The organism is Pedobacter sp. MR2016-24 (assembly GCF_026239655.1).
GTDB lineage: Bacteria > Bacteroidota > Bacteroidia > Sphingobacteriales > Sphingobacteriaceae > Pedobacter.
Genome location: NZ_JAPIVO010000006.1, coordinates 121,361 through 140,472 on the forward strand (window position 1 = coordinate 121,361; position 19,112 = coordinate 140,472).

At 41.2% G+C, this 19,112-nt stretch carries 18 protein-coding genes; 15 read left to right on the forward strand and 3 right to left on the reverse strand.

What is annotated here, in order from left to right:
• Positions 1-16: 16 nt before the first annotated feature.
• Positions 17-1,429, forward strand: coding sequence for a calcineurin-like phosphoesterase family protein (locus OQX62_RS16880; protein ID WP_265832792.1), 1,413 nt, complete (start codon positions 17-19; stop codon positions 1,427-1,429).
• 26 nt (positions 1,430-1,455) lie between these two features.
• Here the strand turns inward: OQX62_RS16880 and OQX62_RS16885 are convergent, their stop codons facing one another.
• The 3 genes from OQX62_RS16885 to OQX62_RS16895 are packed head-to-tail and all read right to left on the reverse strand — an operon-like array spanning position 1,456 to position 3,913.
• Positions 1,456-2,145, reverse strand: coding sequence for a YjjG family noncanonical pyrimidine nucleotidase (locus tag OQX62_RS16885; protein WP_265832793.1), 690 nt, complete (start codon positions 2,143-2,145; stop codon positions 1,456-1,458).
• 15 nt (positions 2,146-2,160) lie between these two features.
• Positions 2,161-2,805, reverse strand: coding sequence for a uracil phosphoribosyltransferase (gene upp / locus OQX62_RS16890; protein WP_265832794.1), 645 nt, complete (start codon positions 2,803-2,805; stop codon positions 2,161-2,163).
• A complete protein-coding gene (locus tag OQX62_RS16895) occupies positions 2,786-3,913 on the reverse strand; it encodes a DUF7033 domain-containing protein (protein ID WP_265832795.1) in 1,128 nt (375 codons plus the stop codon). The genes upp and OQX62_RS16895 overlap by 20 nt, the downstream gene beginning before the upstream one ends.
• Positions 3,914-3,981: 68 nt before the next feature.
• Here OQX62_RS16895 and uvrB point away from each other — a divergent pair, with 68 nt between their 5' ends.
• The 14 genes from uvrB to OQX62_RS16965 all read left to right on the forward strand — a co-directional run bounded on the left by uvrB (position 3,982) and on the right by OQX62_RS16965 (position 19,099).
• A complete protein-coding gene (uvrB, locus tag OQX62_RS16900; RefSeq protein ID WP_265832796.1) occupies positions 3,982-6,036 on the forward strand; it encodes an excinuclease ABC subunit UvrB in 2,055 nt (684 codons plus the stop codon).
• A gap of 8 nt (positions 6,037-6,044) precedes the next feature.
• Positions 6,045-6,245 (forward strand): YwbE family protein, encoded by a 201-nt coding sequence (locus OQX62_RS16905; protein WP_265832797.1) that lies wholly within the window; start codon positions 6,045-6,047, stop codon positions 6,243-6,245.
• Between the two features lie 36 nt (positions 6,246-6,281).
• A complete protein-coding gene (locus OQX62_RS16910; protein WP_265832798.1) occupies positions 6,282-6,542 on the forward strand; it encodes a DUF4834 family protein in 261 nt (86 codons plus the stop codon).
• Positions 6,543-6,628: 86 nt separating this feature from the next.
• Positions 6,629-9,091, forward strand: coding sequence for a hypothetical protein (locus OQX62_RS16915; protein ID WP_265832799.1), 2,463 nt, complete (start codon positions 6,629-6,631; stop codon positions 9,089-9,091).
• A 221-nt stretch (positions 9,092-9,312) separates the two neighbouring features.
• The gene (locus OQX62_RS16920) at positions 9,313-10,167 is read left to right on the forward strand and encodes a UDP-2,3-diacylglucosamine diphosphatase (protein WP_265832800.1); all 855 of its coding nucleotides are present in this window, start codon (positions 9,313-9,315) and stop codon (positions 10,165-10,167) included.
• Positions 10,168-10,196: 29 nt separating this feature from the next.
• Positions 10,197-11,183, forward strand: coding sequence for a glycosyltransferase family protein (locus OQX62_RS16925; protein ID WP_265832801.1), 987 nt, complete (start codon positions 10,197-10,199; stop codon positions 11,181-11,183).
• A 30-nt stretch (positions 11,184-11,213) separates the two neighbouring features.
• Positions 11,214-12,194, forward strand: a complete 981-nt coding sequence (locus OQX62_RS16930; protein WP_265832802.1) for a DUF6427 family protein — start codon at positions 11,214-11,216, stop codon at positions 12,192-12,194.
• A gap of 74 nt (positions 12,195-12,268) precedes the next feature.
• Complete coding sequence (locus OQX62_RS16935; RefSeq protein WP_265832803.1) at positions 12,269-13,024, forward strand: type III pantothenate kinase; 756 nt, start codon at positions 12,269-12,271, stop codon at positions 13,022-13,024.
• On the forward strand, positions 13,008-14,351 hold the full coding sequence (locus OQX62_RS16940; RefSeq protein ID WP_265832804.1) for a hypothetical protein: 1,344 nt from the start codon (positions 13,008-13,010) through the stop codon (positions 14,349-14,351). Before OQX62_RS16935 ends, OQX62_RS16940 begins: the two co-directional genes overlap by 17 nt.
• Positions 14,351-14,923: a hypothetical protein gene (locus OQX62_RS16945; protein WP_265832805.1), complete on the forward strand. Its 573-nt coding sequence runs from the start codon at positions 14,351-14,353 to the stop codon at positions 14,921-14,923. Before OQX62_RS16940 ends, OQX62_RS16945 begins: the two co-directional genes overlap by 1 nt.
• A 126-nt stretch (positions 14,924-15,049) precedes the next feature.
• Positions 15,050-17,140 carry a peptidylprolyl isomerase gene (locus OQX62_RS16950; RefSeq protein ID WP_265832806.1) on the forward strand — a complete coding sequence of 697 codons (2,091 nt, stop codon included), beginning with the start codon at positions 15,050-15,052 and terminating at the stop codon, positions 17,138-17,140.
• Positions 17,141-17,202: 62 nt separating this feature from the next.
• Positions 17,203-17,718 carry a DUF2480 family protein gene (locus OQX62_RS16955; protein WP_265832807.1) on the forward strand — a complete coding sequence of 172 codons (516 nt, stop codon included), beginning with the start codon at positions 17,203-17,205 and terminating at the stop codon, positions 17,716-17,718.
• 31 nt (positions 17,719-17,749) lie between these two features.
• Entirely contained in the window at positions 17,750-18,526 is a 777-nt protein-coding gene (locus tag OQX62_RS16960; RefSeq protein WP_265832808.1) for a DUF3108 domain-containing protein, read from the forward strand.
• A 6-nt stretch (positions 18,527-18,532) separates the two neighbouring features.
• Complete coding sequence (locus OQX62_RS16965) at positions 18,533-19,099, forward strand: DUF3109 family protein (protein WP_265832809.1); 567 nt, start codon at positions 18,533-18,535, stop codon at positions 19,097-19,099.
• Positions 19,100-19,112 lie beyond the last annotated feature (13 nt).

The following is a 19,112-nucleotide window of genomic DNA, read 5'->3' on the forward strand; positions in this document are numbered from 1 at the left end:
GATATTTATTTAGAACATGAACAGAAGGTTATTTATACAAAAATTCGGTTTGTTGGGAGCGGGGATGTTGGTCAGCCTCCAGGCCCTTCCTTACGCTTTGCTAAAAAGGGATAAAACCGTAAAAGGCCGGGTAACGGATGGAAAAAGAGGCATAGCAGATGTGGTAATCTCTGACGGTTATTCGGTAATTAAAACCGACAGAAAAGGGAACTTCCGTTTTACTGCACATGAACATGCCAGTGCTGTATGGCTGAGCACGCCCGCAGGTTATGAATTTATAACAGAAAACCATATTTCCAGGCATTACCATATTTTAGGAGAAGGGAATGATTATGATTTTCAGCTGAAGCGCTTGAATAAAAAAGACGACAAACATACCTTCCTGATCTGGGCAGATCCGCAGGTAAGAAATAAGAAGGATGTAAAACAGATGATGGAAACTTCGGTTCCGGATGTGCAGCAGTTATTGAAATCTTTTGATCAGGAAAAATTAGTACATGCCATTTGTGTGGGTGATATCGTATGGGATAACCATGCACTGTTTGCTGATTACAATCTTGCTGTAGCACAGATGGGCATTCCGTTTTTTCAGACGCTGGGCAACCATGATATGGATTACCGTAAAGGTGGGGATGAAACTTCTGACGTAACTTTCAAAGCGGTTTACGGACCAACTTATTATTCTTTCAACCGCGGTGAGGTGCATTATGTAGTCATGGAAAACGTGCGTTACCTGGGGAGAGAACGTGAATATGATGGCTACATCACACCAGAGCAGTTACAATGGCTGGAAAAAGATCTTCAACAGGTATCAAAAGATAAATTGTTAATCATCAATTTGCACATACCAGTTCATGATGCGGTAAAAAACAGTGCAGATTTTTATGCCCTGCTTACCGGATTCAAGAAGGTGCATGTCATGTCGGGACACACGCACTATAATCAGAACGTGATCAAAAATGGCGTGTTTGAACATAACCATGGTACTGTCTGTGGTGCATGGTGGACAGGTGCGATCTGTGAAGATGGTACACCTAGAGGTTACGGTGTGTATGAAGTTGATGGTACTGATTTGAAATGGTATTATAAATCCACAGGTAAGGACAGGACTGACCAGATCAGCATCACGCTTGAAAAAGCAGATGAAAAGCTGAAAGTGACAGCTAATGTATATAACTGGGATCCTGAATGGAAAGTGGAGTATTTTGTTGATGATCAGCCGATGGGTGCATTAAAAAATGAAATCGGCTATGATCCTGAAGCGGTAAGGTTATATAAGGGAGACAAATTGCCTGTGGGCAGAACTTTCCCGGAGCCAAGACTGACGGATCATATCTTCACAACTCATATAGGTACTGCAGTGAGAAAGATCAGGTTTGTCGCCACCGATCGTTTCGGCGAAACCTTTTCCAGGGAACTCAGCGTATAAAACAGAAATATGAATTAATGAGCCGGCTAAAAATGGCTCATTAATTCTTCAAGATTCTGGATCTGCCATTCCACATCAGCAGGTTTATCCTTGTTTAAAGGATTAAAGAATATCGCTTTCATTCCAAAATCCTGCGCGCCACGGATATCGGCTTCCAGACTGTCGCCAATCATAATGCTTTCATGTTTCAGTGCACCTGCCTTTTGCAATGCATATGCAAAAATTGCCTGATCAGGTTTATTTACACCCACATCCTCCGAGATAATTACATTCGAGAAATAGGGGTTTAAATTGCAGAGATCCATTTTAGTCAGCGTGGTCTCTTTAAATCCGTTGGATATAATGTGTAAGGTATATTTTTTTTGCAGGTAAGACAGTACCTTTTCTGAACCGGCAAACAGGTTTCTTTTTGTCGGGCTGATACGTACATAATCCTCCTCAAAAGCATGCGGCACGCTTTCCGGAGCTACACCCAGCTGGATAAATGTTTTACTGAACCTTTCAGACCTTAATTTTTCTTTCGTGATGCGGCCCATATGGTATTCCGCCCATAACAGCTGGTTATTTTCTGTATAGGTGTCGATAAATGTTTCACAGGAACTCAGTCCAAGCGTATGTAAGGCGTACTCGTTATATAATTCTGTGAGCGTTTCCTGTGCATTTTTATCAAAGTCCCATATCGTATGGTCCAGATCAAAAAAGATATCTTTAATCATTTGTGGTAAATTCTATTAGATTTTCGTTCCATAAGCAAGATCACCTGCATCCCCAAGCCCCGGAACAATATAAGCTTTGGAAGTCATTTCTTCATCTATAGCACCAATCCATAACCTGGCCTGCGGTAAGTTGGCCCGTACATGTTTAATGCCCTCGGCACTGGCGATAGCTGCGACGATATGTAACTCCCTGATCTGATATTGTGCGATCAGCTCTTTACAGCATAAGACCATACTCAGACCTGTGGCCAGCATCGGGTCTGCCATAATAATTACTTTATCCGTAAGATCCGGTGCAGAAATATAATCCACCTGTATTTCCACATCACCGCTATGATGCGGCTTGCGGTAAGCAGAGATAAATGCAGACTCTGCCTGGTCGAAAATATGGAGGAGGCCCTGATGCATAGGTAATCCTGCCCTCATGATCGTAGCCAAAACGGGCTGTTTTTCCAATTGCTGTGATGCTGCTATCCCCAGCGGGGTTTTGGTTGCTGTTGGTGTATAGCTAAGTGTTTTACTGATTTCCCATGCGAAAAATTCGCCAAGGCGTTCCAGGTTCTTACGGAAACGCATCGCATCACGCTGGATATTTTCATCGCGCAGTTCGGCAATAAAAATATTCGCAATAGAATTAATTTTACTCAGGTTGAATATCATCAGGTAAAGATAAAAAATTGGAAAGCAATTGTGTATAAAGTCTTCTTCCAATTTTACCCTTGCCCGCATCCGGCAGCGTTTCTTTATGCCATACGATGTAAAAACTGCCGCTCAAAAGCTGTACATGCTGAATCAGGGAGCCCCATTTGCTTAGCGTAGCATCTATGTTGAAAGTCCTGTTACGGCCCAGCATCAAATCATTCACGGCAATCGGATGGATACGGAGATGGGTGGTTTTCTCCAGCTGCAGATCGTACCATAAAAACGGCGTGCAGGTACCTGCCCTAAATCCCGGAGTATTCAGGTAGCCCATCCTGTAATCATTCGCCACACCGTTTTTTAACAGTTCAAGATAACTGTTGGGCAGGCTGACCTGACGGTTATTGTCCTGATCGATCTGTTGTGCAGGCTGGGTAAAGTAGATGGGTTTTAACTGATATTTTTCATGTTGCCCATTCAGGAATAGTTGCAGATTGGTGGTCTTGGCGGGTACAGGAGCAGATTTTTTGATAAAAGGTAAGCGCTCCAGGAAACGGAAAGAATTTTTGATAACATCCATCAGACTGTGGTCTGAACAGTCATGCATACAAATCAGCGGGTGGAATTCAAAAGTCTTTTTACCAAAATGTAGTGCAGGATACCGTTTCAGCAGGATATTTTTCAGCATTAATGCCCAGCCATCTATAACGGGGAATTCCAGCATTTTCAATTTGTTCTGTAAACTGTATTCTGCAGGGTAATACGCATCGGCTCCTGCCTTAAAAGGAAGATATTCTTCGAAGCGGCTAACAAAATAAAATGCCGCTGCAAAAACATCAAAGGGTAAACTGCTGTTATCAACTGCAAAAGGCACAATCATGTCACCGAAAGTGGTCGTTTTTATATTCGGCCGCACTATGGTGTGAGAAAGAAGAAGATCTGAGTTTTTAAAAAATGGCTCATTTGATACCGGTTGATCAGCGTAGGTAATCTTGGGCAGCGCAGAAGATTTGAACTCAGCAAGATTTGAACTAAAGCCAACTTCTGTTTTCAGGATATCGCTGAAGATAAAGTTAAATACATATTTTATCCTCGGTGTAAGCAGCGGAACATAAACCAATAGTTTCATGATGTCTATAAATTTAGGATATAATCACGACAATTCAATACATCAATAATTCTTATATTTGATATTCTATGAAATTTCAACTTGTTTCAGATTATAAACCAACGGGTGATCAGCCTGCTGCGATTAAACAATTGGTAGAAGGTGTAAATAATGATGAACATTATCAGACCTTGCTGGGTGTTACGGGTTCTGGTAAAACTTTTACCGTGGCCAACGTGATCCAGCAGACGCAAAAACCTACGCTGATCCTGAGTCATAATAAAACACTGGCCGCTCAGTTATATGGAGAATTTAAACAGTTCTTTCCTGAAAATCAGGTGAATTACTTTGTTTCCTACTATGATTATTATCAGCCTGAGGCTTATATGCCCAGCAGCAATACTTACATAGAAAAGGATTTAAGTATCAATGAAGAGATTGAGAAACTACGACTCAGAACTACCTCCGCACTGATGTCCGGCAGGAGGGATGTCATCGTTGTCTCTTCTATTTCCTGCATCTATGGTATGGGAAATCCGGAAGATTTCTCCAGATCTGTATTCCGTTTTGCAGTAGGAACACGTATTTCAAGAAATACTTTTTTACATAGCCTGGTAGAAATTTTATATGCAAGGACCATCACTGATTTTAAGCGTGGTACCTTCAGGGTGAAGGGGGATACGGTAGATATTTTTCCGGCCTATCTGGATAATGCTTACCGTGTATCTTTTTTTGGTGACGATATTGAAGAGTTAAGTGTCATTGATCCGGTAACGGGTAAAACATTGGAAAAACTGGAAGATATGGCCGTTTATCCGGCAAATCTTTTTGTAACACCAAAGGACAGGTTCACCTCTTCGATCTGGGGTATTCAGGAAGAACTGGAACTGCGGAAAAATCAGTTGCTGGGCGACCGGCAATTGCTGGAAGCAAAACGACTGGAAGAGCGGGTGAACTTCGATATAGAGATGATGAAAGAACTGGGATATTGTTCCGGTATTGAGAACTATTCGAGGTTCTTTGATGGCAGGTCGCCGGGAATGCGTCCCTTCTGCCTGCTGGATTATTTTCCTGATGATTACCTGATGGTAATTGATGAAAGCCATGTAACGGTACCACAGATCAGGGCAATGTACGGGGGTGACCGCTCGCGGAAAATGTCGCTGGTAGAGTATGGCTTCAGACTGCCTTCTGCATTGGATAACAGGCCGCTTAATTTTGAAGAATTTGAGCGCTTAGCGCCGCAAACGATATATGTAAGTGCTACACCTGCAGATTATGAACTCCAGAAATCGGATGGTATTATCGCTGAACAGGTGATCCGGCCTACAGGTCTGCTGGATCCGCTGATTGAAGTGAGGCCGGCTGTGAACCAGGTAGATGATCTGCTGGACGAGATTGATAAAACTATCAAGATGGGCGACCGGGTGCTGGTCACTACCTTAACCAAGCGTATGGCGGAAGAGCTCACCAAATATATGGACAGGCTGAACATCAAATGCCGTTATATCCACTCTGAGGTGAAAACGCTCGAACGGGTGGAGATTTTAAGGGGCTTGCGACTGGGCGAATTTGATGTGCTGATCGGGATTAACTTATTAAGGGAGGGACTTGATTTACCTGAAGTATCCTTTGTGGCCATTCTTGATGCTGATAAGGAAGGATTCCTGAGATCGGAGCGTTCCCTGATCCAGACTATTGGTCGTGCTGCACGTAATGACAGGGGCAGGGTAATTCTTTATGCGGATAAAATCACAGATTCTATGGCTGTCACCATGGATGAAACAAACAGGCGCCGCGAAAAGCAGATTGCCTATAACCTGGAGCATGGTATTGTTCCCAAGACTGTCGGCAAAAGCCGGGAAGCTATACTGGAGCAAACATCGGTACTGGATTTCTCTGAAAATACAGAACGCAAAAAAGCTTATGTTGAGGTGGATCAGGTGAGTATTGCTGCGGATCCGATTGTGCAGTATATGACTAAGCCTGAGATGCAGAAATCTATTGACAAAACGCGTAAGGATATGGCCAAAGCAGCGAAGGATATGGATTTCCTGCTGGCAGCCAGGCTGCGTGATGAGATGTTTGCCATGGAAAAGGTATTTGAAGAAAGATTTGGTAAAAGTATTGTGAAAAGCACATAATTATAAATATGGACGGTAAAAATAGGGCGGATGTGTATCCGGGATTAGAAGTAGACATCATTTTAAAGAAAGATCAGCGCAGCGGAAAGTTAACCAGGGGAATTGTGGCTAACCTCCTCACTTCGTCTGCATTTCATTCCAGGGGGATTAAAGTACGTTTGGAAGATGGTCAAATAGGCAGGGTTGCCGAAATTGTTGAGGAAGATTAACCGAATTATTTATATTTGCTTATTAATTGAAAACGAATGGGGTGGTTAATTAAATTTCTTTTTATCGCGATACTTGTCCTTTGGGTGATTAGAGTGCTGTTAAGACTGGTTTTTCCAATGGTGTTAAAAAACATTTTTGGAAAGATGCAGCAGCAATCGGGTCAGTATGCGCAGCAACAGGAGCAGCCTGCACGGAAACCTGAAGGATCTATATCTATCGACTACGTACCGCCACAGCCTAAACAGGGAAATGCAGATAAACTGGGCGATTTTGTAGATTATGAAGAGGTAAAATAAACTATTTCAAAAATCCATAAATATCCCTTCTTAATCTGCGTCATTTTCATATTTTTGGGGTTAGTTTAAATCATAAACAAACCTTAATGAATAGTTGGTTAAAAAGGAATGGCATACATCTGGCCATCAGTGCGTTTTTTGTAATTATCTGTTTCGTCTATTTCAGTCCTGTTCTGCAGGGTAAAGCTCCTGCACAAGGCGATGTTTTGCAAGCTAAGGCGATGCAAAAGGAGATCATGGATTATAAAGCCAAAGATGGCAAAGGTCCGCTCTGGACCAATGAGATGTTTGGCGGGATGCCTGCTTATCAGATCTGGGTTCAGTATCCCTTAAACCTTACAACCTATGGTATTTCTTTAATCAAAGATACTTTTCCTGATCCTGTAGGTACTGTTCTGTTGTATCTTCTGGGTGCATACTTATTGTTCTGCACCTTGAAAATCAATCCCTGGCTTGCTGCCGCGGGCGCAATTGCATTTGCTTTTACCTCTTACAACTTTATCATTATAGCGGCAGGTCACAGTAATAAAGCACTGGCGATCGGTTTTTTCGCGCCAATACTGGCTGGAATCATCATGACATTAAGAGGCAGATACTGGATGGGTGCAAGTTTAACTGCGCTGTTCCTTGCCTTAAATATCAGGTCTAATCATATCCAGATGACCTATTATTTCTTACTGGCCTTATTGATTTATGTGGGCATTGAGATTTATCATGCTGTTAAAGCGAAGCGCACAAAGGAACTGACCAGGGCACTTACATTTTTATTTGCTGCAGTATTGTTATCCGTAATGGTAAACGCCAGTAATTTATGGACCACTTACGAATATGGTAAGGAAACGATTCGTGGTAAATCTAATCTGACAAATGATAAAACAGAGCCTGAAAACGGTCTGCCTAAAGATTACGCTTATCAATGGAGCCAGGGTATCGGAGAATCATTCACCTTCCTGATTCCTAATTTATACGGCGGCGGAGCAGAACGTCTGGATGCTAAATCCAATGTAGCCAAAGAAATCATAGCTGTAGGTGCTTCACCAGAGCAAGCAGTAGATTTTGCGCAGCGTTTACCAGTTTACTGGGGTGATAAGCCGTTTACAGCCGGTCCTTATTATTTTGGATCGATCATTTGTTTCCTGTTTGTGTTCGGATTGTTTATCGTGCGCAGCCGCATGAAGTGGTGGATCTTATCTACTACCATACTTTTCATGTTCCTGTCCTTTGGTAAAAACCTGCCTTTCATATCAGATCTTTTCTTCGATTATGTACCACTGTATAACAAGTTCAGGGCTGTAGAATCCATACTTGCTGTGGTAGGCCTGCTTTTCCCGATTCTTGCATTATTAGCTGTTAAAGAAGCACAGGACGGGCAGTATGATCAGAAATACCTGGTGAAGAAGCTGACCTGGTCGGCCGCTATCACAGGAGGTTTTGCATTATTGGTAGCGATCATGCCAACCTTATTCTTCAGCTTTAAAACGGCAGAACATCAGCAGTTTATTGTTTCCTTAACACAAGCATTCAATAATGATGCAACAGTAGCCAATAAGGTAGCAAATGCCTTGGTGGAAGACAGGATTAGCCTGGCCAGAGCTGATGCACTGCGCACATTACTGTTTGTCCTGATCGGATTCGGACTTACCTGGGCATTTATTACAAAAAAGCTGAAAGCAGAGGTTGCTTTTGGAATTATTGCTGTTGTGATCTTGTTTGATATGTGGCAGGTAGATCGTCGTTACCTGAACAATGCAAACTTTGTCCCTAAAAGCACATTGAATGCACATTATCAGCCAAGAGATGTAGATACATTCATTATGGCGGATAAAGATCCGAACTTCAGAGTTTACGATGCTTCTATTCCAACATTTACCAGTGCTGATGCTTCTTACTTCCACAAAACAGTAGGTGGTGCCCACTCTGCACGATTGAAGCGTATTCAGGAGCTGATTGACCATCAGTTCACAAAAAGTGTGAACCAGGATGTACTGGATATGTTCAATACCAAATACATCATCACACAGGATCAGCAAAATGGTTCTTATAAAATGCAGCGTAATGCTACAGCCGCGGGAAATGCATGGATTGTGGAAAGTGTGCAGTTTGTAAAAGATTCCGATGAAGAAATGAAAGCGATCAGTAGTTTCGATCCTAAAAAAGAAGCGATTGTAGATCAGCGTTACAAAAGCCTGATTGATACTACGCGTGCTGGCGTAGGCGGGCCGACAGCTTTCATCAAACTGGACAGTTACCATCCGGATCACCTGGTTTATTCTTACAGTGCGCCGAGAGATGTGATTGCTGTATTTTCTGAAATCTATTATGATAAAGGATGGAAGATGTTAATTGATGGTGTGGAAAAACCATACTTCAGAGCAGATTACGTATTACGTGCTGCACAACTGGAATCGGGCAATCACAAAGTGGAGTTTGTTTTCCACCCTACATCTTATTATACTGGCGAAAAAATCTCCCTGGCAGGATCGTTACTGTTACTTGCCGGACTGGGTTTTGCTTTCTACAGTGAAAATAAAAAGAAAAAACTGGCTTAACCAGCTACTAAAATAATTTACCAGAGAAAGGTCTGCTCCTCCAAAAGGGCAGACCTTTTTTTATTTTGTTGATACCATAATGTTTTCTTAACAGCTTGTTAACCTGTTTATTGCATTTTTGTATGAACCAGAGAATCCTATGGAAGAAGTCATTATTATAGTATGTGTTATTGCTTTAGTAGCCTTCTTCTTCAGTCCTTATGATTTGACAATAGACGAAGATGACGTGTAAAAGAGAAGTAGAAATCGCTGTAATTTCTGATGTTCATTTAGGCACTTATGGATGCCATGCAAAAGAACTTCTTAAATATCTGAAAAGCATTAAGCCGAAAATGCTCATCTTAAATGGAGATATCATCGATATCTGGCAGTTCAGCAAGCGGTACTGGCCTGAAACACACATGAAAATTGTGAGGAAGCTGATGAAATTTGTCATGGAAGGGGTGCCTGTTTATTATCTTACCGGTAACCATGATGAGCTGCTGCGTAAATTCGCAGATATGCATCTGGGTTCTTTTCACCTTCAGAATAAACTAGTTATAGAAATAGACGGACAGAAAGCATGGTTCTTTCATGGCGATATATTTGACGTAACCATGCAGCACTCCAAATGGCTGGCTAAACTGGGCGCAGTTGGATATGATAGTTTAATCCTGATCAATAGTATGGTAAACTGGGGACTTAAGTTATTCGGACAGGAAAAGATGAGTTTTTCCAAGAAGGTGAAAGCACAGTTTAAAGATGCAGTTAAGTTTATCAATAGCTTTGAGCAGACTGCAGCAGAACTGGCGGCAAAGAATGGTTATGGTTACGTGGTATGCGGACATATCCATCAGCCCGAAATGCGCACAGTGAAAACAGATGACGGCGAGGTGGTTTATCTGAATAGCGGGGACTGGGTAGAGAACCTGACAGCGCTGGAATACAATGATAAAAAATGGACAGTTTTTAAATACGACCATAAGGACTTCCAGCATGATGAGGCAGAAGACGGGATTCTTTCTGATGGAGAAAACCTGCACAGTAAGCTGGATATCAATATCTTACTCGAAAAGATAAAATTAGAGATTGTCTAGTTTATAAAAATTACAGATATTCGGTCAGAATGAAGATACTTTACGCTATTCAGGGTACGGGAAATGGCCATATCAGCCGTGCACGTGAAATTGTACCTTTGTTACAACAGCATGGTGAAGTAAATCTTTTAATCAGTGGTACACAGGCCGATGTAAAACTGAGTCAGGAACTTACTTATCAGTTACACGGATTCAGCTTTATCTTCGGAAAAAAAGGCGGAGTGGACCATTATGAAACCTGGAAGTCGATGAACCTGCCACGTTTTGTACGTGATATGCGTAGTCTGCCTCTAAAGGATTACGATCTTATCCTGAATGATTTCGAACCTGTAACCGCATGGGCCTGTAAATTAAAAGGCATAGAGAGCGTGGGACTGAGTCACCAGGCCTCATTCCAGTCAAAAAAAGTTCCTCAGGTAAAAAGTATCAGCTGGGCCCAGCTGGTCATGAAATACTATGCACCTTCTACCCATTATGTAGGATTTCATTTTAAAGCTTACGATGATTTTATCCATACGCCGGTTATCCGCTCGGAAATAAGAGAGCTGATCACCAGTAATCTTGGCCATTATACCGTCTATCTGCCTGCTGTAGATGATCAGATTCTGGTGCCGATTCTGAAAAAAATACCTGGCGTAAACTGGCAGATCTTTTCAAAACATACTAAAGTAAGCTTTAAAGATCAGAATGTCAGCGTATGTCCTGTCAATAATGAACAGTTCAATGCCAGTCTGGCCAGCTGTGAAGGTTTGTTTACAGGAGGTGGCTTTGAAGGACCTTCAGAAGCGTTATACCTCGGCAAAAAGCTGTTGGTGGTGCCCATGAAGTTCCAGTATGAACAGCAATGTAATGCATTTGCCTTGGAAGAAATGGGCTTACCGGTGATCTGGGGGCATGATAAAAACTGGCTGCCCATCATTCAGCACTGGGTGGAACAACCGCAGGCGCATCAATTTCATTTTCCAGATGAAACAGCTGACGTAATTGCGCAAGTTGTAAATCAGTTTGCCAGATAAATTTCTTTACTTTGCCGTTCTATTAGAGGCATGATCAATCAATTCAAAACATTAAATCCAATAAACCTGCTGCTGCTGTTCGCGTATACTTTTTTTATGCGTATAGCCATTTTTGCACATTTGCCAGAAAGATTGAATTTTGAATTCCTGGAATCCTACACAAAATTTATGGTGCAGATTCCTATTGGGGAAGATTTGCCGGTAGCACTCAATATTTTTATTGCTGGTATTCTGATCTATATTCAGGCACTGATTTTCAACAGAGTGGTAAATAACCATGCGCTGCTGACTAAGCCCAGTTTTTTACCTGCCTTACTTTATATTACCGGTGCAAGCTTGTTTGAGCCTTTTCTGATCCTGAGTCCAACGCTGATCTGTAATTTTATGCTGATCCTGGTGATGGATAAACTGCTGCGGATAGGAAAATCTCCTAATGCAATCATGATCATGTTTGACGTGGGGATATTTATTGCTATAGGGACATTAATTTACTTCCCTTTTGTGGTGATGTTATTGCTCATCTGGTTAAGTCTGCTGCTATACCGTTCATTTTACTGGCGGGAGTGGGTTTCCGGGCTGATCGGTTTCCTGATTATCTTCTTTTTTCTCGCTGTATTTTATTACTGGAACGACAATATCACTATGTTCTATAAAATCTGGCTGCCTTTGAAAAATAAGTTTCCGTCGGCTTTTAAAATACAATATAATGATTACCTGGTGCTTGTGCCGGTAGGCGTAATGATGATCCTGGCAACTATCCGCCTGCGTGAAAATTTCTTCCGGAGTTTTATCAGTACACGAAAAGCATTTCAGATGCTCTTTTTTATGTTCCTGATTGCTATCCTGAGCTTTTATACCAAGCCGAATTTCAAACTCTATCATTTTCTGTTGTGCGTGCCCCCGGGGGCAGTGCTGCTTGCTTATTATTTTTCTAACGCTACAAAACGCTGGTTCTACGAAAGCCTGTTCCTGATTTTAGTTTTAGCGATACAGGTGTTTTTGTTCGTTTAACTTTTTTTAACAATTTGACAGCTTGAAACTTGGTAAAGATTAATAGCTTTGCATGATGAAGGTTGGATTAAGCAATGCATAATCTTGTTATAGATATCGGCAACACGAATAGTAAAGTCGCTGTTTTTGAAAATAGATTGCTGGTGTTTTTTCAAAGTGCCGACCTGCCTGAGCAGCGGATGCTGGCAGATTTAATTGATAAATATAGCATAACGCATTCGGCAGTTTCAAATGTTAGACAGGATGTTGCAGAAATAACAGCTTTTTTAAAAGAAAATACCAGCTTTATCCAGTTTTCAACACAACTGAACACAGGAATAAAGAACTTTTATCAAACACTTTCAACATTGGGACAGGATAGATGGGCAAAAGTTATTGCTGCGCATCATATTTATGCCGGACTCAATTGCCTGATTATTGACGCAGGTACGTGTATTACGTATGACCTGCTGAATAATGAAGGGGAGTACTACGGAGGGAGTATCAGTTTGGGTGTGAGTATGCGGTTTAAGGCTTTAAACCATTATACAGGCAAATTGCCACTGGTGGAATGGGATAAAGATGCAGTGCAGATCCCGGATGGTACGGATACAATTAATGCCATTACCAATGGCGTATTACAGGGTGCAATTAACGAGGTAGAGGGCTTTATAGCGCTTTATAACAAAAATAACAAAGACCTTAAGGTACTGATAACGGGGGGAGATGCGACTTTTTTGCTAGAACAATTAAAAAACAGCATCTTTGCGCCTCAGATTATACACGATCCCTATTTGGTATTAAAAGGATTAAACGAAGTCATTGCATTTGAACATGTACAAAAAGATTAATTATATTACTGCAGTTTTAGTTCTGCTTGCCAGCATTTCAGTAAACGCACAGATTACTACACAGTCGCCATACTCAAGATTTGGAATTGGAAATATCAAAGGAACACAGCTTCCTCAGTTTAGGGCAATGGGCGGTATTTCCGCGGCTGTTAACAAGCCGTCAACAGCATTCAATAACAATATGATCAATGTGGAGAACCCGGCGTCATTCGCAGGAATCACCGCTACTACGATCGATATTGGTATGACCGGTTCATTTACCACCCTGAAAAATGCAAATGGTACTAACTCCAGCTTTAATGGTGCGTTGAGTCACGTCGCATTGGCTTTCCCTGTAACGGCACACTCTGCTTTCAGTTTTGGGATTATGCCATATTCTGAGATTGGCTATAATTACATAGAAAGGGGAACAATCAGTAGTGCAGATCCAAATAATCCTGCCAGTACTGATGTAAATTATCTTTATTCCGGAGAGGGCGGTTTAACAAAAGCTTATATCGGTTACGGATTCCAGATCGCTGATCATTTAAGATTGGGTGGTAATGTGGAATATCTTTTCGGTAATCTGATAGAAAACCGCTCATCAGAGTTCGCTTTAGATCCAACAACAGGAGCACCAACTTCGTTGAATACACGGTTGCAAAATAAAAACAGCATCGGCGGGATCAGCTTTTCTTATGGTGCACAATATGATATCCAGCTGGATTCCAAAACATCAATCAACTTCGGTTATTCAGGTTCATCTCCTTCATCAATCAACTCTACCAATACCTTTCTGGCAACAAAATACCTGAATGATGCTAACGGAGATGAAGTAGCGGTTGTACAGACGGTAGATTCTATAGCCGGTGCACAAAGAAAATTAAAATTGCCATTAGTGCATACTTTTGGGATAGTATTGCAAAAGAACGACAGGTGGTTAATTGGTGCTGATTTTAGAATGGGCAACTGGTCAAAATTATCAATCAACTCCGTAAATCAGGGATTGCAGGATACCAAAGGCGTTTCTGTAGGTGGACAAATCACTCCGGATTTTGCCGCTATTAACAGCTATTTCAAGAGAGTGGATTACCGTTTAGGCTTCTCTTATGATAAAACATATGTAAAGCTGAATGATCAGGACATTAAAGATATGGCAATTACATTCGGTCTGGGTCTGCCTTTAGCAAGACCAAACTATGGTTTAGCCTTTTATAAAATGAACTTCACCACAGAACTGGGGCGCAGAGGAACTACCAATAATGGCCTGTTACAGGAAACCTATATCAACTTTCATTTAGGTTTCACCTTGAATGATAAATGGTTCAGGAAGTTTAAATTCGATTAATGTTAACTTCACGTATAATATCTGCTGTTGTTATATTGTGCCTTATACCGCTTCTTTTCAGTTCATGCAATGAGGATGACCTGAAAAGAGCGGCAACCATATCTGCTAAAAAAGTAACCCTTTCAAAAGACAGGTCATTAGACGTAGAAATTGTCTTCAGTGATTCTGCCGTAGTAAAAGCAAAAGGTTTTGCGCCTGTGCTCGATCAGGTAAACCCATCTGTAGGTTCTAAATACCAGGAGATGCCTAAAGGGGTTAAAATTACCTTTTTTGATCCTTTCCAAAAAGTAACGGGAACTATCGTGTCTGATTATGCGATCAGAAAGGAAACCGAACAACTCACCATTTTCAGGAAAAATGTAGTCGTAGTCCGCGAGGAGCTCACTTTTAACACCGAAGAGCTCACCTGGGATCAGCGTAAAAAGATGTTCTTTTCTCCGCGTGGAATTGTGACAAAACCTGATGGTACCATCTTAAATGCAATCAACTTCAGGGCGCCGGAAGATTTCAGTACACTTGATTTTGAACAGGGATCAGGAGAGACCTATCTGAATGGCGGATTAACCCCTTAAAAGGGCTATTTCTTACATCGTATTCCCCTTACTTATAAATACTTATTCAAATACAATTTATTGTTTTCTTTTTTTACCAAAAGTTGTATCTTGCGCCCTCTTAAAAAAATATAAATAATAGATATTATGGGTTTAATGACATTTTTGCGGAATCGCGCAGGCTTTATCTTAGTCGGGGCTATAGGTTTTGCAATTGTTGCATTTTTAGTAGGTGATGCAATCAACGTAGGTAAGCCTTTCTGGGCAGCATCTCAAAAAGTGGTGGGATCTGTTGATGGTGAAGAAATCAGCATCGAAGAATTTGGAACTAAAGTAGATCAGAACTTACAACAGTTCAAACAACAATATGGCGGCAGTGCCAATCCGCAAATGACAGCTATGGCTGTTGAAAATGCATGGAATGGTGAGCTGGCTAATATTTTACTCAGCAAAGAATATCAGCGTCTTGGTCTTGATGTATCCAGTGAAGAACTTTTTGATCTTTACTCAGGTAAAAACCCAAGTCCGCTGATCGTACAATATTTCGGTAATCCTCAGACTGGTCAGGTAGACCGTGCTGCTGTGATCAATTCATTGAAACAACAGGCTTCAAACCCGCAGTTGAAACAACAATGGGATTTACTGACCACAGAAATCAAAAAACAGTCGTTACAACAGAAATATGGTAACCTGCTTAAAAACTCTGTTTATGTAACTTCTCTTGAAGCGAATGATGAATATCAGAACAGGAACAAACTGGCTAACTTCAATTATGTAAGCCTTGCTTATGCGAGTATTACTGATGCGTCTGTTAAACCAACGGAATCTGATTATTCAGATTACTATAACGCACATAAATCGATGTTTGATAATCCTGCGGAAACACGTTCTTTCGACTATGTTTCTTTCAGCGTGAGCCCGACAAAAGAAGATACTGCTGCTGTTAAAGCAAGAGTAGATAAATTGGCGGAAGACTTCAGAGTGTCAAAAAGCGACTCATTGTTTGCAGCAATTAATTCTGATGTGAAAGTACCTTTCACTTATATGGGTAAAGGTAAACTGGATCCTCAGCTGGATTCAGCAGTATTTGCTTTGCCTGCAGGAAGTTTCTACGGACCGGTATTCTCTGGTAATTCTTACAAAATGGTTAAAGTAGCGGATGTACGTTTTTCTCCTGACTCCGTTAAAGCAAGTCACATCTTAATTGATGCAGCTAAAATGGGCGGCGCAGATAAAGCAGTTAAATTTGCTGATTCATTAAAAACATTGGTTCAGAACGGGGCTAGTTTCTCTGCACTGGCTAAAATGTACAGTGTTGACGGTTCAAAAGATAAAGGCGGAGAGCTGGGTACTTTTGCCCGTGGACAAATGGTGCCTGAATTTGAGAACGCAGCATTCAATGGAAAAACGGGTGATCTTAAAGTGGTGACTTCACAGTTTGGGGTGCACTTAATTAAAATAGAAAACCAGATTGGTTCTTCTAAGGTGGCAAAATTGGCTTACATAGAAAAAAGCCTGTTGCCAAGTACTAAAACTCAGGATGCTGCTTACAAAAAAGCAACTAACTTCCTTGCTGAAGTTAAAGGAGACAACTTTAGCGAAGTAGCAAAGAAAAAAGGATATACTGTAGGTGTAGCGGATAGAATCACCGGAAGTCAGGGTTATGCTCCGGGATTAGATAATCCACGTCAGCTGATCCGTGATGCATTCGGTGCTGAAAAAGGTGATGTGCTTGCAGAAGTTTACAAAATGGATAATGCCTATGTAGTTGCACATGTAACGGATATCAAACCTAAAGGTGTTTTACCATTGGAGTCAGTAAAGAAAGATATTGAACCTTTGGTCATCAATGCGGTTAAGGCAAAAATGCTGATAGAGAAAATTAACAAGGCAGGAGCTGGTAATTTAAACCAGTTGGCACAGAAATTAGGAACCACAGTGATGCCGGTTCAGAATATCGTATTTGCCAATCCTATTGTTCCGGGAGCTGCTCAGGAAAACAAACTGATCGGAAGTGTATTCGGCTCTCCGGTTGGAAAATTATCTAAGCCTGTTGAAGGTGAAAGTGCTGTGTATGTATTTACAGTGAATGGATTTACCAATCCTGCACCACTGGGAAATACCTATAAACAAAAAGAAGCTATGCTTCAGGCTATTGGTCAGCGTTTACTGGGATCTGCATTTGCAGCATTACAGGAAAAAAGCGAGATAAAAGACAATAGGGTGAAATTCTATTAATCTTATTTAAGTAATTTTGAAGCCGGAAGTAATGTTACTTCCGGCTTTTTTATTTTACGGAAATGGATATTCAGGAAAATATAGTCAATAAGGTTGCTGCCAGCGGTTTGATTACTTTAAATCTGGAGCATTATTATCATCCGGGAGCGCGCGTAGTGTACGACATTAAGGAGAATCTTTTCCACGGACTGATGTTGAGGGAAAAGGATTTCAGGGAATTTATCAAAGTGCATGACTGGTCGGTTTATACAGGCAAAAATGTAGCGGTAATCTGCAGTGCTGATGCAATTGTACCTACATGGGCCTATATGTTGCTTGCGATTAAATTGAAGCCTTACGCGAATGAAATCGTGTTTGGCGGATTAGACGTATTGGAAACTGTGCTGTTCACAAAAGCAATGGCTAAGATAGATTTGTCAGCTTTTCAGGATCAGCGTGTCGTGATTAAAGGTTGCGGTGATCTGGATATCCCTTTAGCTGCTTATGTGGAAATCACCAGTTTACTGATGCCGGTCGTAAAAAGTATCATGTTTGGCGAACCCTGCTCTACAGTTCCTGTCTATAAACGAAAGGACTAATTTTTTGGATTGCTTTTTGTTTAACCACGGTATGAGGAAATTATTTTTATTTACTGTACTTTTAATTACCGCATGCAGACTCTCCGCACAGGAGCTGCCTTTGCAGAAGGAACCTGTTTTCAAAGCGGGGGAGGTATTGGAATATAAATTGAAATATGGATTTATTACTGCCGCTGAAGCAACTATAAAAGTATTAAACTCGGATTTGAAATTCGATAATAAACCAACCTACCAGTTGGTGGTTGATGCAAAAACTTCAGGGACCTTTGACGTCTTTTATAAAATCAGGGACCATTACGACTCCTATATTGATAAAAAAGATCTAACTCCTTATTTTTACCAGGAGAATGTCAGGGAAGCCAGTTACAAACGCCAGGATAAGGCAAGGTTTAGCCAGGATGCTAAAAAGGTAGTCTCTAACCGCGGCACCTTTACCACGCCGACCACTCAGACTTTCGATCTTGTTTCTGCCTATTATTTTTCACGTAGTCTTGATATTTCAAAGCTGAAAATTGGCGAACAGTTTAAACTGAACTATTTTCTGGGCGATAAAATCCAGCAGCTGGAAATAAAGTATGTAGGTAAGGAAGTTATCAAAAGTAAACTGGGTAATATCCGCTGTTTAAAATTCAGCCCTTCTATTGATCCGGGACGAATCTTTAGAAAGGATAGTAATTTGTATCTTTGGATCACCGATGATGGCAACAGGGTGCCTGTAAAGGCTCAGGTGGAGATTATAGTGGGTGCGGTGACCATGGAGATTAAATCGGCTGCCGGATTGAAATATCCGCTGGCTAAAGAAAAATAATAATAAATGATAGAAGTACAAAACACACTCATACACGAAGACATTATAAGCGAAAGTTTTGTATGTAACTTGAATAAATGTAAAGGTATCTGTTGTGTAGAGGGTGATTCAGGTGCACCGCTGGATGTTGCCGAGACGGCAATACTGGCTGATATATATCCTAAAATAAAACATCTGCTCGCGCCTAAAGGGATAGCCGCAATTGAAGCCTACGGCACTTCCGTAGTGGACCAGGACGGGGACCTCACTACACCTTGTGTGGACGGGAATAAGGAATGTGCCTATGTCACATTTGAAAATGGAATTACCAAGTGTGCCATTGAGAAGGCACACGAGCAAGGTATCGTAGACTGGCAGAAGCCTATCTCCTGTCATTTATATCCGATTAGAATTACGCAATATCCGGAATTTGATGTGCTGAATTATGACAGGTGGCATATCTGTTCTGATGCCTGTTCTTTTGGCAGGGAGCTCAAAGTGCCGGTATATACTTTTCTGAAAGGTCCGCTGATCAGAAAATATGGCGCCGACTGGTATGCCGAATTAGAAAATAGTGTATCTTCAAATCTATAACCATATAAAACAA